18 protein-coding genes and 3 tRNA genes are annotated in these 14,891 nt (G+C 66.3%); 9 read left to right on the top strand and 12 right to left on the bottom strand.

Going from position 1 to position 14,891, the window contains the following annotated elements; all coding sequences use genetic code 11:
- The first annotated feature begins 1 nt into the window (after position 1).
- From I0D00_RS08135 to I0D00_RS08125, 3 genes are read left to right on the top strand one after another with little or no spacing between them, the layout of a single operon-like run.
- Entirely contained in the window at positions 2-280 is a 279-nt protein-coding gene (locus tag I0D00_RS08135; protein WP_213639225.1) for a type II toxin-antitoxin system RelE/ParE family toxin, read from the top strand.
- Between the two features lie 12 nt (positions 281-292).
- Entirely contained in the window at positions 293-598 is a 306-nt protein-coding gene (locus I0D00_RS08130) for a HigA family addiction module antitoxin (protein ID WP_213639224.1), read from the top strand.
- Positions 599-622: 24 nt separating this feature from the next.
- Positions 623-1,009: a hypothetical protein gene (locus tag I0D00_RS08125; RefSeq protein ID WP_213639223.1), complete on the top strand. Its 387-nt coding sequence runs from the start codon at positions 623-625 to the stop codon at positions 1,007-1,009.
- Between the two features lie 75 nt (positions 1,010-1,084).
- Here I0D00_RS08125 and I0D00_RS08120 read toward each other — a convergent pair.
- The 10 genes from I0D00_RS08120 to I0D00_RS08075 all read right to left on the bottom strand — a co-directional run bounded on the left by I0D00_RS08120 (position 1,085) and on the right by I0D00_RS08075 (position 8,209).
- Positions 1,085-1,161: transfer RNA gene (locus tag I0D00_RS08120), tRNA-Met, on the bottom strand.
- A 77-nt stretch (positions 1,162-1,238) separates the two neighbouring features.
- A complete protein-coding gene (gene ychF, locus I0D00_RS08115; protein ID WP_213639222.1) occupies positions 1,239-2,339 on the bottom strand; it encodes a redox-regulated ATPase YchF in 1,101 nt (366 codons plus the stop codon).
- Positions 2,340-2,377: 38 nt separating this feature from the next.
- The gene (gene pth / locus I0D00_RS08110) at positions 2,378-2,962 is read right to left on the bottom strand and encodes an aminoacyl-tRNA hydrolase (RefSeq protein WP_213639221.1); all 585 of its coding nucleotides are present in this window, start codon (positions 2,960-2,962) and stop codon (positions 2,378-2,380) included.
- Between the two features lie 68 nt (positions 2,963-3,030).
- Positions 3,031-3,663 (bottom strand): 50S ribosomal protein L25/general stress protein Ctc, encoded by a 633-nt coding sequence (locus tag I0D00_RS08105; protein WP_213639220.1) that lies wholly within the window; start codon positions 3,661-3,663, stop codon positions 3,031-3,033.
- Positions 3,664-3,776: 113 nt separating this feature from the next.
- Complete coding sequence (locus I0D00_RS08100; protein WP_131176946.1) at positions 3,777-4,718, bottom strand: ribose-phosphate pyrophosphokinase; 942 nt, start codon at positions 4,716-4,718, stop codon at positions 3,777-3,779.
- Positions 4,719-4,763: 45 nt separating this feature from the next.
- Positions 4,764-4,838: transfer RNA gene (locus I0D00_RS08095), tRNA-Gln, on the bottom strand.
- Between the two features lie 54 nt (positions 4,839-4,892).
- Positions 4,893-4,967 (bottom strand) — tRNA-Gln (locus tag I0D00_RS08090).
- A gap of 22 nt (positions 4,968-4,989) precedes the next feature.
- A complete protein-coding gene (gene ispE / locus I0D00_RS08085; RefSeq protein WP_213639219.1) occupies positions 4,990-5,865 on the bottom strand; it encodes a 4-(cytidine 5'-diphospho)-2-C-methyl-D-erythritol kinase in 876 nt (291 codons plus the stop codon).
- Entirely contained in the window at positions 5,862-6,482 is a 621-nt protein-coding gene (lolB, locus tag I0D00_RS08080; protein ID WP_213639218.1) for a lipoprotein insertase outer membrane protein LolB, read from the bottom strand. The genes ispE and lolB overlap by 4 nt, the downstream gene beginning before the upstream one ends.
- Positions 6,479-8,209 (bottom strand): tetratricopeptide repeat protein, encoded by a 1,731-nt coding sequence (locus I0D00_RS08075; protein WP_213639217.1) that lies wholly within the window; start codon positions 8,207-8,209, stop codon positions 6,479-6,481. Before I0D00_RS08075 ends, lolB begins: the two co-directional genes overlap by 4 nt.
- 170 nt (positions 8,210-8,379) lie before the next feature.
- Between I0D00_RS08075 and hemA the strand changes: the two genes are divergently transcribed.
- The 6 genes from hemA to I0D00_RS08045 all read left to right on the top strand — a co-directional run bounded on the left by hemA (position 8,380) and on the right by I0D00_RS08045 (position 13,898).
- The gene (gene hemA, locus I0D00_RS08070; RefSeq protein ID WP_213639216.1) at positions 8,380-9,657 is read left to right on the top strand and encodes a glutamyl-tRNA reductase; all 1,278 of its coding nucleotides are present in this window, start codon (positions 8,380-8,382) and stop codon (positions 9,655-9,657) included.
- Positions 9,657-10,739, top strand: coding sequence for a peptide chain release factor 1 (prfA, locus tag I0D00_RS08065; RefSeq protein ID WP_213639215.1), 1,083 nt, complete (start codon positions 9,657-9,659; stop codon positions 10,737-10,739). The genes hemA and prfA overlap by 1 nt, the downstream gene beginning before the upstream one ends.
- Positions 10,740-10,886: 147 nt before the next feature.
- The gene (prmC, locus tag I0D00_RS08060; protein ID WP_213639214.1) at positions 10,887-11,720 is read left to right on the top strand and encodes a peptide chain release factor N(5)-glutamine methyltransferase; all 834 of its coding nucleotides are present in this window, start codon (positions 10,887-10,889) and stop codon (positions 11,718-11,720) included.
- A 7-nt stretch (positions 11,721-11,727) separates the two neighbouring features.
- Positions 11,728-12,486: a molybdopterin-synthase adenylyltransferase MoeB gene (locus tag I0D00_RS08055; protein ID WP_213640252.1), complete on the top strand. Its 759-nt coding sequence runs from the start codon at positions 11,728-11,730 to the stop codon at positions 12,484-12,486.
- Complete coding sequence (gene murI, locus I0D00_RS08050; protein WP_338050398.1) at positions 12,476-13,264, top strand: glutamate racemase; 789 nt, start codon at positions 12,476-12,478, stop codon at positions 13,262-13,264. The genes I0D00_RS08055 and murI overlap by 11 nt, the downstream gene beginning before the upstream one ends.
- A gap of 118 nt (positions 13,265-13,382) precedes the next feature.
- Positions 13,383-13,898 carry an acyloxyacyl hydrolase gene (locus I0D00_RS08045; RefSeq protein WP_213639212.1) on the top strand — a complete coding sequence of 172 codons (516 nt, stop codon included), beginning with the start codon at positions 13,383-13,385 and terminating at the stop codon, positions 13,896-13,898.
- A gap of 62 nt (positions 13,899-13,960) precedes the next feature.
- Here the strand turns inward: I0D00_RS08045 and I0D00_RS08040 are convergent, their stop codons facing one another.
- Positions 13,961-14,278 carry a YkgJ family cysteine cluster protein gene (locus tag I0D00_RS08040; RefSeq protein WP_213639211.1) on the bottom strand — a complete coding sequence of 106 codons (318 nt, stop codon included), beginning with the start codon at positions 14,276-14,278 and terminating at the stop codon, positions 13,961-13,963.
- Between the two features lie 36 nt (positions 14,279-14,314).
- A complete protein-coding gene (locus I0D00_RS08035) occupies positions 14,315-14,839 on the bottom strand; it encodes a DUF2878 domain-containing protein (RefSeq protein ID WP_213639210.1) in 525 nt (174 codons plus the stop codon).
- Positions 14,840-14,891: the final 52 nt, after the last annotated feature.

The raw sequence follows: 14,891 nt of genomic DNA, 5'->3' as shown, positions 1-14,891 counted from the left end.
CGTGATCCTGAGTTTCAGATGTGCAGAAACCCAGGCTCTGTTCGAGTCAGGGAGCTCCAGACGCTGGGCCAACGTTCTCAACGTGGCTACGCGGAAGCTGACGATGCTGAATGCGGCTGTTGAGCTGCGAGACCTGCGTTCTCCACCGGGTAACCGGCTTGAGCAGTTGCATGGGGATCGGGCTGGGCAACACAGCATCAGGATCAACGATCAATGGCGGATCTGCTTTGTCTGGACTGATTCTGGCCCCGCACAAGTAGAGATCGTCGACTACCACTGAGGAGGTGGCAACATGGCAATCAACGGCATGCGCCCCGTTCACCCTGGTGAAGTGCTGCGCGAAGAGTTTTTGGAGCCACTGGGCATGACCCCGACGGCTCTGGCTCGCGCTCTGCATGTGTCGGCGCCGACCATCAATGACATTGTGCGGGAGCGTCGTGGCATCACCGCTGATACGGCTATCCGGCTGGGGCGGTACTTCGACACGTCCGCTCAGTTCTGGATGAACCTACAGACTGAGTATGCTCTGGCGACTACCTACGCCGAGGCTGGCGAAGAGATTGAGCATGAGATTGAGCCGCTGCGTGTAGCGAGCTAGTTATTCAGTTTGAGGGCTTAAGAAATGGAGTTCAGTTTGCTCGGCTTTACTGTTTTCGACATTGCTTTGCTGGCTGCCTGCACGTTCGGTGCGGTGATGGGCAGCATTGTTCAGTCAATTATGGCGACTATTGATCACGATGCCCCGCCAAGGGTCCTTGATGACCTCCAGATCGCTTCCCCGGAAATGCAAGAGTCCAGAGGAGCATGGATAGGGATGAGGGTCTATGTCGGTGGGGTACTAGGGTTCGTTTTCGGCCTCTACTTCATCGGCATGCTGCATGAGTCGCCAGCAACCTTCGCTCGCATTTGGGCGCTATCGTTCGTTGTGGGCTATGCAGCACCTAAGATCTGGGCTCTGAAAAGCGAACGCTTAGTCGCGCAGGTGAAGACAGGCAGGGAGGCGGCGTAGACATGGTGTAGTCACTTTGTAGTCACTACCCCAGAAATGACAAAGGGTTAGCCGAAGCTAACCCTTTGTTTTATATGGTGGCTACACCGGGACTTGAACCTGGGACATCAGCATTATGAATGCTGCGCTCTAACCAACTGAGCTATGTAGCCGAGTGGCGCGCATTATTCGCGTCCGAGGGCTGGCTGTCAACCCTGTTTGGCGGAAATTAATGCGCGCGATCAAGCGCTTAGACGTTGAAGCGGAAGTGCATGACGTCGCCATCCTTGACGATGTATTCCTTGCCTTCCAGGCGCCACTTGCCGGCTTCCTTGGCACCGGCTTCGCCCTTGTACTGGATGAAGTCGTCGTAGCCGATGACCTCGGCGCGGATGAAGCCCTTCTCGAAGTCGGTGTGGATCACGGCGGCGGCCTGCGGGGCGGTGGCGCCGATGCGTACGGTCCAGGCGCGCACTTCCTTGACCCCGGCGGTGAAGTAGGTCTGCAGGTTGAGCAGCTTGTAGCCGGCGCGGATCACGCGGTTGAGCCCGGGTTCTTCCAGGCCCAGGGACTCGAGGAACATCTCCTTCTCCTCGCCGTCTTCCAGTTCGGCGATCTCCGCCTCGATCTTGTTGCACACAGGGACGACGATGGCGCCTTCCTCGGCGGCGATGGCGTTGACCACGTCGAGCAGCGGGTTGTTGTCGAAGCCGTCCTCGGCGACGTTGGCGATGTACATCACCGGCTTGCTGGTGAGCAGGTGGAAGCCCCTGACCAGCTGCTTCTCGTCGGCGCCCAGGGTCTTGAGCAGGGTGCGGGCCGGCTTGCCTTCGCTGAAGTGGGGGATCAGCTTCTCCAGCAGCGCCTTCTGCGCCACGGCTTCCTTGTCGCCGCCCTTGGCGTTGCGCTGGACCTTCTGCAGCTGCTTCTCGCAGCTGTCGAGGTCGGCGAAGATCAGTTCCAGCTCGATGATCTCGATGTCGCGCTTGGGGTCGACGGTGTTGGCCACGTGGATCACGTTGTCGTCCTGGAAGCAGCGCACCACGTGGGCGATGGCGTCGGTCTCGCGGATGTTGGCGAGGAACTTGTTGCCCAGGCCTTCACCCTTGGAGGCGCCGGCGACCAGGCCGGCGATGTCGACGAACTCCATGGTGGTGGGGATCACCCGCTCCGGCTTGACGATGGCCGCCAGGGCGTCCAGGCGGGCGTCGGGCATGGGCACGATGCCGCTGTTCGGCTCGATGGTGCAGAAGGGGAAGTTCTCCGCGCTGATCCCGGCTTTGGTCAGGGCATTGAACAGGGTGGACTTGCCGACGTTGGGCAGGCCGACGATGCCGCAGTTGAATCCCATGGTGTGTTCCTCGCGGAGGTGAAGTCGGTGGAGAGGGGTCAGGCTTTCTGGCTGTGCAGCTGTTGCATCGCCTTGGACCAGTCGCCGGCGAGCATTTGCGGCAGCACGCCGAGGGCGAAATCGATGCTGGTATCGAGCAGCTCCTGCTCGCTGCGCGGGGCGCGGCCGAGCACGTAGCCGGAGACCATGCTGCTGTGCCCCGGGTGGCCGATGCCGAGCCGCAGGCGGTAGAAGTTATTCTGATTGCCGAGCTGGGCGATGATGTCGCGCAGCCCGTTGTGCCCGCCGTGTCCGCCACCCAGTTTGAGTTTGGCGACGCCGGGGGGCATGTCGAGTTCGTCGTGAGCCACCAGAATCGCTTCCGGCGCGATGCGGAAGAACTTCGCCAGTGCCGCCACGGCCTGGCCGCTGCGGTTCATGTAGGTGGTGGGGATCAGCAGGCGAACGTCGCGGCCCTGGTGACTGAACTTGCCCACCAGGCCGAAATATTTGCGATCGACGCTCAGGTTGACGCCCTGGCTGCTGGCCAGGCGCTCAACGAAAAGGGCCCCTGCATTGTGCCGGGTCTGGTCGTATTCGGGGCCGGGATTACCCAGGCCAACGATCAGTTGTACGGCAGTCATGTCAGGAGCCCTTTTGTGAAAATAGCCCGACCACCGAGGTGGGCGGGCTGTTTTCGGCGGTGCGAGGGTTACTCGGCAGCGCCTTCGCCTTCAGCTTCGCCTTCGCTCTCGTCTTCTTCCTTCACGACGCGGGAGGCGTGGATGTTGGCCACGGCCAGGTCGTTGCCGTGAGCCAGGGCCACCAACTCGACGCCCTTCGGCAGGCTCAGGTCGGACAGGTGGACGACTTGGCCCAGTTCAACCTTGGCCAGGTCGACTTCGATGAACTCCGGCAGGTCCTTCGGCAGACAGGAAACTTCCACTTCCGACAGGGTGTGGGAGATTTCGCCGCCCTGCTTCTTGACGCCGACTGCGGTTTCTTCGTTGAGGAAGTGCAGCGGGACGTGGGCGGTCAGCTTCTGGCCGGCGATCACGCGCTGGAAGTCGGCGTGCAGGACGAAGCCCTTGGCCGGGTGACGCTGCAGGGCCTTGATCAGCACGCTTTCGTTGCTGCCGGCGACGTTCAGGGTCAGCACGTGGCTGAAGGCAGCCTCGTTTTCCAGCAGCTTGGCGAAATCCTTGGCCAGCAGGCTGATCGATTGCGGGGCTTTCTCGCCACCGTAGATCACGGCAGGAACCAGGCTGGCGTTACGACGCAGGCGGCGGCTCGCACCTTTCCCCAGGTCGGAACGCACTTCGGCATTCAGGGCAAATTCAGTCATTTCATTTCTCCAAAATAACCAAACCGTCCTTCACGCTTGCGACCAGCGACCGGACGGTTGGGCAAAAAGCCCCGCTCGAGGCGGGGCGCATGTCGTTCAGAGCCGAGTCCGGGTTAGCGGAACATCGCGCTGATCGATTCTTCATTGCTGATGCGGCGGACCGCCTCAGCGACTACCGGGGCGATATCCAGCTGGCGAATGCGCGAGCAGGATTGCGCGGCGGCGGACAGCGGGATGGTGTTGGTCACCACCAGCTCGTCCAGCACGGAATTTTCGATGTTCTCGATGGCGCGACCGGACAGCACCGGGTGCGTGGCATAGGCGAACACCTTGGCGGCACCGTGTTCCTTCAGCGCCTTGGCCGCGTGGCACAGGGTGCCGGCGGTGTCGACCATGTCGTCGACCAGGATGCAGGTGCGGCCTTCCACGTCGCCGATGATGTGCATCACCTCGGAGTGGTTGGCCTTCTCGCGACGCTTGTCGATGATCGCCAGGTCAACGCCCAGGGACTTGGCCACGGCGCGCGCGCGCACCACGCCGCCGATGTCCGGGGAGACGATCATCAGGTTGTCGAAGCGCTGGTCTTCGATATCGTCCACCAGTACCGGGGAGCCGTAGATGTTGTCTACCGGGATATCGAAGAAGCCCTGGATCTGGTCGGCGTGCAGGTCGACGGTGAGAACCCGGTCGATGCCTACCACGGTGAGCATGTCGGCCACGACCTTGGCGCTGATTGCCACGCGGGCGGAGCGCGGACGGCGATCCTGGCGGGCATAGCCGAAGTAGGGGATGACAGCGGTGATTCGGGTGGCCGAGGAGCGGCGGAAGGCATCGGCCATCACCACCAGTTCCATCAGGTTGTCGTTGGTTGGCGCGCACGTCGGCTGGATCAGGAAGACGTCTTTACCGCGGACGTTTTCGTTGATTTCAATGCTGATTTCGCCGTCGGAGAACTTACCGACAGAGGCATCGCCGAGGGGGATGTGCAGCTGACGAACAATACGTCGCGCCAGATCGGGGTTAGCGTTCCCCGTAAAGACCATCATCTTGGACACGCGCAGTACCTGCCGGCTGAGGGTATACCTGGATGAGTATAGAAATGGCAGGGGCGGCTGGATTCGAACCAACGCATGCCAGGATCAAAACCTGGTGCCTTACCGCTTGGCGACGCCCCTGTATCGTGTGTAACCCAATGCTGTCAGCTGTACTCATAACGCCTGTGGCGTTGATGGCAGGGGCGGCTGGATTCGAACCAACGCATGCCAGGATCAAAACCTGGTGCCTTACCGCTTGGCGACGCCCCTAGTACAACTCACTCTTACGCATTCACTTCTTGGCCAGAGTTGCGAGCTTGCGGTGCAACATCGAGACGTTGCGACCCTGGGCGACAAAACTCGGCAAAGCGGCTGGAAGTTGGCGGGCGACTTTATCAGCATCGACCCTGTTTGGGAAGCTCCCAAACACACAAGCTCCAGTGCCGGTCAATCTTGCAGGAACAAATTTGTTCAACAAGATCAGAGCGTTACGAACCTCTGGATAACGCTTCTGGACAACCGGCTGGCAGTCGTTACGACCACCCCCCTCAAGAAGGCTGCGAACTTTAATGGGCGGCGTATCCCGTGTCAACTCGGGGTCGGAGAAAACTTCCGCTGTGCTGACAAGCACTTGCGGAATGGCCACGAGGAACCAGGGCTCGGCGAGTTCGATCGGGGTGAGTCGCTCGCCGACGCCTTCGGCGAACGCCGCCCGGCCGCGCACGAACACCGGCACGTCGGCGCCCAGGCCCAGGCCCAGTGCGGCCAGGCGCTCTTCGCCCCAGCCCAGCTGCCAGAGGTGATCGAGGCCGAGCAGGGTGGTAGCGGCGTCCGAGCTGCCGCCGCCGATGCCGCCGCCCATGGGCAGGCGCTTGTCCAGCCAGATGTCGGCGCCCAGCGGGCAGCCTGCGTCCTGCTGCAGGCGGCGGGCGGCGCGCACGATCAGGTTGCTGTCGTGGGCCACGCCGGCGATCTGGCTGTGCAGGCGGATCTGGCCGTCCTCGCGCAGGGCGAAACCCAGCTGGTCGCCGTGGTCGAGGAATTGGAACAGGGTCTGCAGCTCGTGGTAGCCGTCGGCGCGGCGGCCGAGGATGTGCAGCATCAGGTTGAGCTTGGCCGGCGCCGGCAGGATCAGCTGGGCGGCGGCGGGAATGGCCGGCGGTGTCATTGGCCGAGCTGGCGCGGCTGCCAGTCCTTGATCACCAGGGTCACCTGCAGGTCGTGGCCGTCGAGCCTGATGCGCTCGGGCAGCCAATAGCCGTTCTGCTGCGCATAGCGCTGGTAGTCGACACGCCAGCCGTCCTGCTTCAACTGGGCCAGGCGGCTGTCGCCATCCAGGGTCAGGCGGCTCTTGCTGGCGGGCGACGGCAGGCCGCGGATCCACCAGAGTAGATGGGATACCGGCAGGTTCAGCCCCAGTTGCTGCTGCAGCAGGGCCTCCGGCGAGGCGGCCTGGTAGCGGCCCTGATTGGCCACCTCCAGGAGGATGGCCCCGGGCCGCCCGGTCAGGCGGGCAGCGCCGCGGCCCAGTGGACCGGACAGGCGGATGTCGTAGTAGTCCTGGCGCTGCAGCCAGAACAGCGTGCCGCTGCCCGAGTCGCGGGGCGCGCGGATGCCGACCTTGCCGTTGATCTGCCAGGCGTCGAGGGCGGCGACCTGCTGTTTATGGGCCTGCCAGCGGGCGGGGTCGCCGGAGCCTTCCAGCGCTTCGCGGGAGGTCAGGCCGGCACAGCCGGCGAGCAGGGCGAGCAAGCCGAAGAGAATGAGGGGGCGGACGAATGTCATAGGGTCTCGGAGCCGGTCAGGCGCAGCAGGGTGCTGCGCAGGATGGCGCTATCGGGTTGTTCCTTGAGGGCGCCGGCCCAGACCCTGCGGGCCTCGCGCTGCTTGCCGCGGGCCCAGAGCACCTCGCCCAGGTGGGCGGCGACTTCGTGATCGGGGAAGCGTTGCAGGGCCTGGCGGAGCAGGCGTTCGGCCTCGTCCAGGTTGCCCAGGCGGTAGTTGACCCAGCCCAGGCTGTCGAGAATGGCCGGGTCGTCCGGGTCGATCTGGTGTGCCTGCTCGATCAGTGCCTTGGCCTCGGCGTAGCGGGTGGTACGGTCGGCCAGGGTGTAGCCGAGGGCGTTGAGGGCCATGGCGTTGTCCGGCTCGCGTTCGAGAATGAAGCGCAGGTCCTGCTCCAGCTGGCCCAGGTCGTCGCGCTTCTCGGCCAGCATGGCGCGGGTATAGAGCAGGTTGAGGTCGTCCGGGAACTGCTCCAGGGCCTGCTCGATCAGGGACCAGGCGGTTTCGTGGCGCTCCTGCTTGGCCAGGGCTTCGGACTCGATCAGGTAGAGCTGGATGGCATAGTCGGGCTGGGCCTCGCGGGCCTCGCGCAGGCGCGTCGAGGCCTCGGCGCCGCGCTGGCTGGCCAGCAGCAGTTCGGTCTGGCGGGCCTGGGCCGGCAGGTAGTCGTTGCCTGGGCCGACCAGGGCGTATTCGATCAGTGCGCTTTCCGGTTCCTCGAGCGCTTCATAGGCGCGGGCCAGGTTGTAGTGCGCGGCATCGACATGACTGCCGCGCTCGACCAGCTCCTCCAGGTAGACGATGGCCTCGCGCCAGGCCTCGGCCTCCAGGCAGACCAGGGCCAGGGAGAAACGCAGGTCGTCGTCGTTGGGGAAGCGTTGCAGCAGGGTGGCGAACTCGCCCTTGGCGTCGTCCAGGCGGTCCTGCTGGACCAGCAGGCGCGCGTAGGTCAGGCGCAGGCGCTTGTCTTCGGGGTGGCGCTCGAGTCCCTGCGCCAGCAGGGGCATGGCCTCCTCGCCACGCTCGAGCTGTTGCAGCAGGCGCGCCTGCAGCAGCAGCGGCGCCACGTCGTCGAGCTTGCTCGTCCGGGTCTCGAGCAGCTCGAGGGCCTCCTCGGGGCGCTCGTCCTGTTGCAGCAGCAGGGCCTTGCCGAACAGCAGCTGGCCGTTGTGCGGGTGCTTCTCCAGCAGGCGGTCGAAGCTCTGCAGCAGGCCGGCGCGGGTGTCCGGGTCGGTTTCCGCGGCGGACAGGGCGAGGAAATCGAAGTGGGTGTCACCCTGGTGCAGCAGGACGGTTTCCATGTGGCTCATGGATTCGTCGTAGCGCCCGGCGCGGGCCAGCTGCACGGCGGCGGCGCGCTGGGCGTCGAGGCTGTCCGGGGCGTTGGTCGCCCAGATCAGTGCGGTATCCAGGGCCGCCTGTTCGGCACCGAGGTACTCGGCGATGCGGAAACCGCGCTCGGCGACCCCGGGGTCCTGGGTCGCGTTGGCCTGCTGCACGTAGTTGCCCAGGGCGATGTCGAAGCGATTGCGCTGTCCGGCCAGTTCGGCGGTGAGCAGGGCGTACAGGGTTTCCTGGGTGAACGAGGCGTAGGTCTTGGGCTGCTGCGCCTGCGCAGGCGGAGAGCTGTCCTCCACGGGCGGCGAGCCATCCGGGACGGATGGGCTGAGCACTTGGCAACCGCCCAGCAACGCCAGGGCGGTCAGTAACGCGAAGGAGCTTTTCATAGGGGCAAAGACGACTGACCTGCGGTCGGGGCATCATGACACAAGCCGTTGGGCAAGCCCATGGGGCCGGCGTGTCGGCGGCCAGGGCGGGGCATGGCGAGGGCGGGTGGTTGTTCTCGCTCCGGCGAAGTAGGACAATTGCGCGCTTCCCTCTCTAGCAGCGACCTTGCATGGCCTTCATCGCCCTCGGCATCAACCACAAAACCGCCTCGGTGGCCGTCCGCGAACGCGTGGCCTTCACCCCGGAGCAGTTGGTTGAAGCGTTGCAGCAGCTGTGCCTGCGCACCGCCAGCCGCGAGGCGGCGATTCTCTCGACCTGCAACCGCAGCGAGCTGTACCTCGAGCAGGACGACCTGACGGCCGATGCGGTGCTGGCCTGGCTGGCCGACTACCACCGGCTCAGTCTCGACGAGTTGCGCGCCTGCGCCTATGTGCATCAGGACGACGCCGCGGTACGCCACATGATGCGCGTGGCCTCGGGCCTGGACTCCATGGTCCTGGGCGAACCGCAGATCCTCGGCCAGATGAAGTCGGCCTATGCCGTGGCCCGCGAGGCGGGGACCCTGGGGCCGCTGCTCGGCCGGCTGTTCCAGGCCACCTTCAGCACGGCCAAGACGGTGCGTACCGACACCGCCATCGGCGAGAACCCGGTATCGGTGGCGTTCGCCGCGGTCAGCCTGGCCAGGCAGATATTCAGCGACCTGCACGACAGCCAGGCCCTGCTGATCGGCGCCGGCGAGACCATCACCCTGGTCGCCCGCCACCTGTACGAGCAGGGCGTCAAGCGCATCGTCGTGGCCAACCGCACCCTGGAGCGCGCCAGCAGCCTGGCCGAGCAGTTCGGCGCCCATGCGGTGCTGCTCTCGGACATCCCCCAGGAACTGGTCAGCAGCGACATCGTCATCAGCTCCACCGCCAGCCAGCTGCCGATCCTCGGCAAGGGCGCGGTGGAAAGCGCGCTGAAGCGGCGCAAGCACAAGCCGATCTTCATGGTCGACATCGCCGTGCCGCGGGATATCGAACCCCAGGTCGGCAAGCTGGACGACGTCTACCTCTATACCGTCGACGACCTGCACGAGGTCATCGCGGAAAACCTCAAGAGCCGCCAGGGTGCCGCCCAGGCCGCCGAGGAGCTGGTCAGCGTCGGCGCCGAGGACTTCATGTTGCGCCTGCGCGAGCTGGCCGCGGTGGACGTGCTCAAGGCCTACCGCCAGCAGGCCGAGCGCCTGCGCGACGAGGAGCTGGCCAAGGCCCAGCGTCTGCTCGGCAAGGGCGCCTCGGCCGAGGAGGTGCTGGCCCAGCTGGCCCGCGGTCTGACCAACAAGTTGCTGCATGCGCCCAGCGTGCAGCTGAAGAAACTCTCCGCCGACGGCCGCGTCGATGCGCTGGCCGTGGCCCAGGAACTCTTTGCCCTCGACGAGGGCGTGCCGTCCGACAAAGGCCTGTGATGAAAGCTTCGTTGATCAACAAACTCGATCTGCTGCAGGATCGATTCGAAGAACTGACCGCGCTGCTCGGCGATGCCGAGGTCATAAGCAAGCAGAGCCAGTTCCGCGCCTATTCCAAGGAGTACGCCGAGATCGAGCCGGTGATCCTGGCGTTTCGCCAGTTCCGCAAGGTGCAGGGCGACCTCGAGGGCGCCCAGGCGCTGCTCAAGGACAGCGACCCGGACCTGCGCGAGATGGCCGAGGAGGAAGTGGCCGCGGCCAAGGTCCAGCTGACCGAGCTGGAGGACCGCCTGCAGCGCATGCTGTTGCCCAAGGACCCCAACGACGGGCGCAACGTCTACCTGGAGGTGCGCGCCGGCACCGGCGGCGACGAGGCGGCGATCTTCTCCGGTGACCTGTTCCGCATGTACTCGCGCTATGCCGAGAAGCAGGGCTGGCGGGTCGAAGTGCTGTCGGCCAACGAAGGCGAGCATGGCGGTTTCAAGGAGGTGATCGCCCGGGTCGAGGGCGACAACGTCTACGCCAAGCTCAAGTTCGAGTCCGGCGCCCACCGCGTGCAGCGCGTGCCGGAGACCGAGTCCCAGGGCCGCATCCACACCTCCGCCTGCACCGTGGCGGTGCTGCCGGAGCCGGACGAGCAGGCGACCATCGAGATCAATCCGGCCGACCTGCGGGTCGACACCTACCGCAGCTCCGGCGCCGGCGGCCAGCACGTCAACACCACCGACTCGGCGATCCGCATCACCCACATCCCCACCGGCATCGTGGTCGAATGCCAGGAAGAGCGCTCGCAGCACAAGAACCGCGCCAAGGCCATGGCCTGGCTGGCGGCCAAGCTCAAGGACCAGCAGGAGGCGGCGGCGCACAAGGAGATTTCCGACACGCGCAAGCTGCTGGTCGGCTCCGGCGACCGCTCCGAGCGCATCCGCACCTACAACTTCCCCCAGGGCCGGGTCACCGACCACCGCATCAACCTGACCCTGTATGCCCTGGCGGAGGTGATGTCCGGCGGCGTCGAGGCGGTGATCGAGCCGCTGCTGGCCGAGTACCAGGCCGACCAGCTGGCCGCCCTGGGCGATTGAGTCCTGTGGTGCGCATGCGCAGCCTGCGGCACGCCATGTAGGGTGCGCCGTACGCACCCGTAACACCTAGGGTGGATGACGCCTTTTTCATCCACCAGAAGCCTGCGCGGTGGATCGATAAAACGCGATCCACCCTACGAGAGGAATATGGCCAGCATCGAATCCCTACTGAGCCACGCCGAACTGCCGGACTCGCCGACGCCGCGGCTGGATGCCGAGCTGCTGCTGGCCCATATCCTGGGCAAGTCGCGCAGCTACCTGCACACCTGGCCGGAGCGCGAGCTGGAGGCCGCCCAGGTCGCCCGCTTCGACGCCGACCTGGCCCGCCGCCGGGCCGGCGAGCCGGTGGCCTATATCCTCGGCCAGCAAGGCTTCTGGAGCCTGGAGCTGGAGGTGGCACCGCATACCCTGATTCCCCGCCCGGACACCGAACTGCTGGTGGAGACCGCCCTCGAGCTGCTGCCGGCCACTCCGGCGGCGGTGCTCGACCTGGGCACCGGCACGGGGGCCATCGCCCTGGCCCTGGCCAGCGAGCGAGCGGCCTGGCGGCTCACCGGGGTGGACCGGGTGGCCGAGGCGGTGGCCCTGGCCGAACGCAATCGCGCGCGGCTGCAGCTGGCCAATGCCGAGTTTCTCCAGAGCCACTGGTTCGATGCCCTGGGCGCTCGCCGCTACGGGCTGATCGTCAGCAATCCGCCCTATATCGCCGCCGACGACCGTCACCTGGGCGAAGGCGACCTGCGCTTCGAACCGGTCAGTGCCCTGGTTGCCGGCGCCGACGGCCTGGACGATATCCGCCGGATAGTCGAGCAGGCGCCGGATCACTTGCAGCCCGGCGGCTGGCTGCTGCTCGAGCACGGTTTCGAGCAGGCCGCGGCGGTACGCCGCCTGTTGGCGGCACGCGGTTTCGCCGAAGTGCACAGCCGCCGCGACCTGGGCGGCCACGAACGCATCAGTCTGGGACGATTCGACCATGAGTGAGCAGAACATGCTGAATGACGAGGAATTGCTGCGCTACAGCCGGCAGATCCTGTTGCAACAGATCGATGTCGACGGCCAGCTGCGCCTCAAGCACAGCCGGGTGCTGATCGTCGGCCTCGGCGGCCTCGGCTCGCCCGTGGCGCTGTACCTGGCGGCGGCCGGGATCGGCGAGCTGCATCTGGCTGACTTCGACAGGGTCGACCTGACCAACCTGCAGCGGCAGATCGTCCATGACAGCCTGGGCATCGGCCAGAGCAAGGTGGACTCGGCCATGGCGCGGCTGGCGGCGCTCAACCCGCAGGTACGCCTGCAGGCCCACCGCTCGCCCCTGGACGCCGACAGCCTGGGCGCGGCGGTGACGGCGGTGGACCTGGTGCTCGATTGCTGCGACAACTTCGCCACCCGCGAGGCGGTCAATGCCGCCTGCGTCGCCGCGGGCAAGCCGCTGGTCAGCGGTGCGGCGATCCGCCTGGAAGGCCAGCTGTCGGTGTTCGACCCGCGGCGTGACGACAGTCCCTGCTACCACTGCCTGTACGGTCATGGCAGCGAAGCCGAGCTGACCTGCAGCGAGGCCGGGGTGGTCGGTCCGCTGGTGGGCCTGGTCGGCAGCCTGCAGGCACTGGAGGCGCTGAAGCTGCTGGCCGGCTTCGGCGAGCCGCTGATCGGTCGCCTGCTGCTGGTCGATGCCCTGGGCTCGCGCTTTCGCGAGCTGCGGGTCAAGCGCGATCCGGCCTGCGCGGTGTGTGGGAGCGGGCGTGGCGAATAACGCGCCGATCGGCGTCTTCGACTCCGGCGTCGGCGGCCTCTCGGTGCTGGGCGAGATCCGCGCCCTGCTGCCGGCCGAGTCCCTGCTCTACGTGGCCGACAGCGGCCACGTGCCCTACGGCGAGAAGAGCGCGGAGTTCATCCGCGAACGCTGCCGCGGTATCGCCGCGTTTCTTCTCGGCCAGGGGGCCAAGGCGCTGGTGCTGGCCTGCAACACCGCCACCGCTGCCGGCGTGGCCGAGCTGCGCGAGCTGTACCCGCAGCTGCCGATCATCGGCATGGAGCCGGCGGTCAAGCCGGCCGCGGCGGCGACCCGCTCCGGCGTGGTGGGGGTACTGGCCACCACCGGTACCCTCAAGAGCGCCAAGTTCGCCGCGCTGCTCGACCGTTTCGCCGGCGATGTGCGGGTGATCACCCAGCCCTGTCCGGGGCTGGTGGAGCGCATCGAGGCCGGCGAGCTGAACGGCGCCGCGACCCGCGCGCTGCTGCAGGGCTACGTCGCGCCGCTGCTGGCCGAGGGCTGCGATACGCTGATCCTCGGCTGCACCCACTACCCCTTCATCAAGCCGCTGCTGCGCGGCCTGGTGCCCGCATCGACCAGCCTGATCGACACCGGCGCGGCGGTGGCCCGCCAGCTGCAGCGGTGTCTCGGCGAGCGGCAGCTGCTGGCCGAGGGGGCGCCGCGGGCTGCGTGCTTCTGGAGCAGCGGCGACACCGGGCGGATGCAGGCGGTGCTGCCGCTGCTGTGGGGCGAGGCGGCCGCGGTGCATGGGTTTTGACAGCGGCGCGGCGGGCTGCTGTTATGCAATTGTCTGCTTGTATTAATAACAATGAGTTCGATACTTCAGGTGACTGCGCGGGGCGCTCCCGTGGCCTGCTGATAAAAGGAAATTTCCAATGAAGAAGCTGTTCGCTTTGGCTGCCCTTGCAGCCTTGACCATGGGGCCGGCGGTGGCGGCGCAGGCCGCCGACGTGACGTTCGCCGTGGGCAGCACCGACGAATCGACCATGGTCTATCGCCTGGGCACCCAGTTCGATTTCAGCAGCCGCTGGCTGGAGAGCTCGACCGGCCACCTGGGCGGCTACTGGGATGCCGGCTACACCTTCTGGGAGGGCGACGAGACGGCCAGCAACCACAGCCTGTCGTTCTCCCCCGTGCTGGTCTACGAGTTCGCCGGCGACAGCGTGCGTCCCTATATCGAGGCCGGCATCGGCGTGGCCTTCTTCTCCAGCACCGAGCTGGAGGGCAGCAAGCTGGGCTCGTCCTTCCAGTTCGAGGACCGCCTCGGCGTCGGCCTGCGCTTCGCCGACCAGGAGCTCGGCCTGCGCGCACTGCATTACTCCAATGCCGGGCTCAAGGCGCCGAACAACGGCATCGAGGCCTACACCCTGCATTACCGCATGAGTTTCTAAAGGCGCAGTCGAGCGATAGAGAGCCGGGCCATGGCCCGGTTTTTTGCATCTGGCGGATTGCCTCAGCGATAGATGGCGGACATGCCGCGGCGCTCGTCCAGGCACTCGGCCGAACCCATCTCGAACTCGCGGCAGATCAGCGGGCGCTGCTCGTAGATGGTGCAGCGCATGCTGTCGCGATCCAGCGCCGCGCACCAGCCGTCATCCAGGCGGCGCATTACCTCGCCGCCCCAGGCATCGGTGCCGATGAAGCGCTGCGGCACGCCGGTGTCGCTGATCAGCATGACCTCCAGCTGGCAACAGCAGGCGGCGCAGTTGGCGCAGCTGGCGGCCGGCTCCTCGGGCAATTGGGTGTGGGCGATGCGGGAAGGTTCGGTCATGGCCGCAGTGTACGCGAGCCGGGGATCGAGCGGCGCTCAGGCCGACCGGCGCGCGCGCCGGCTCTGCTCGTACTGGTGGCGGTAGAGGCGGGCGAAGCCGTGCAGTACGGGCATGACCAGCGCCCAGATCAGCGCCAGCAGGGCCAGGGTCGGCCAGGTGCCGTAGGGCAGGCCGACGCCGGCCAGCTGGGCGCCGGCGTAGTAGGACAGCGGCCCGCCGACGGCGCCGAGCAGGCTGCCGCGCCACCAGGGCTGCGCCGACCAGGCCAGGCAATGGTTGAGGGTGGTCGCCAGCAGCAGCCAGAGCAGCGCCAGCCAGAGCGGGATCAGGGTGCGCGGTTCGCCGAAGTCGAACACCCCGAGGTTGAGCAGGAAGCTGTCCAGGGCGCTGCCGGCGAGGAGCACGCTGAGCAGCAGCTTGCCTTCGGCCGCCCAGCTGGCGGTCCACAGTAAGTGCACCGCGAGGATCGGCACCAGCAACCACAACCAGGGCCAGCCGCCCAGCACGCAGGCCAGCCAGCCGAGCAGGAACAGCAGGGCATTGGTGATCAGCTTAGGCATCGAGCTTTCCGCGCAAGGGATGGGCGTACCGCCGGCCTGGCCGGCGGCATCT

It is taken from the genome of Pseudomonas lalucatii (assembly GCF_018398425.1).
Lineage (GTDB): Bacteria > Pseudomonadota > Gammaproteobacteria > Pseudomonadales > Pseudomonadaceae > Aquipseudomonas > Aquipseudomonas lalucatii.
Note: the sequence above shows the minus strand (reverse complement) of the source record. Positions and strands in the feature narration are given on the sequence as shown.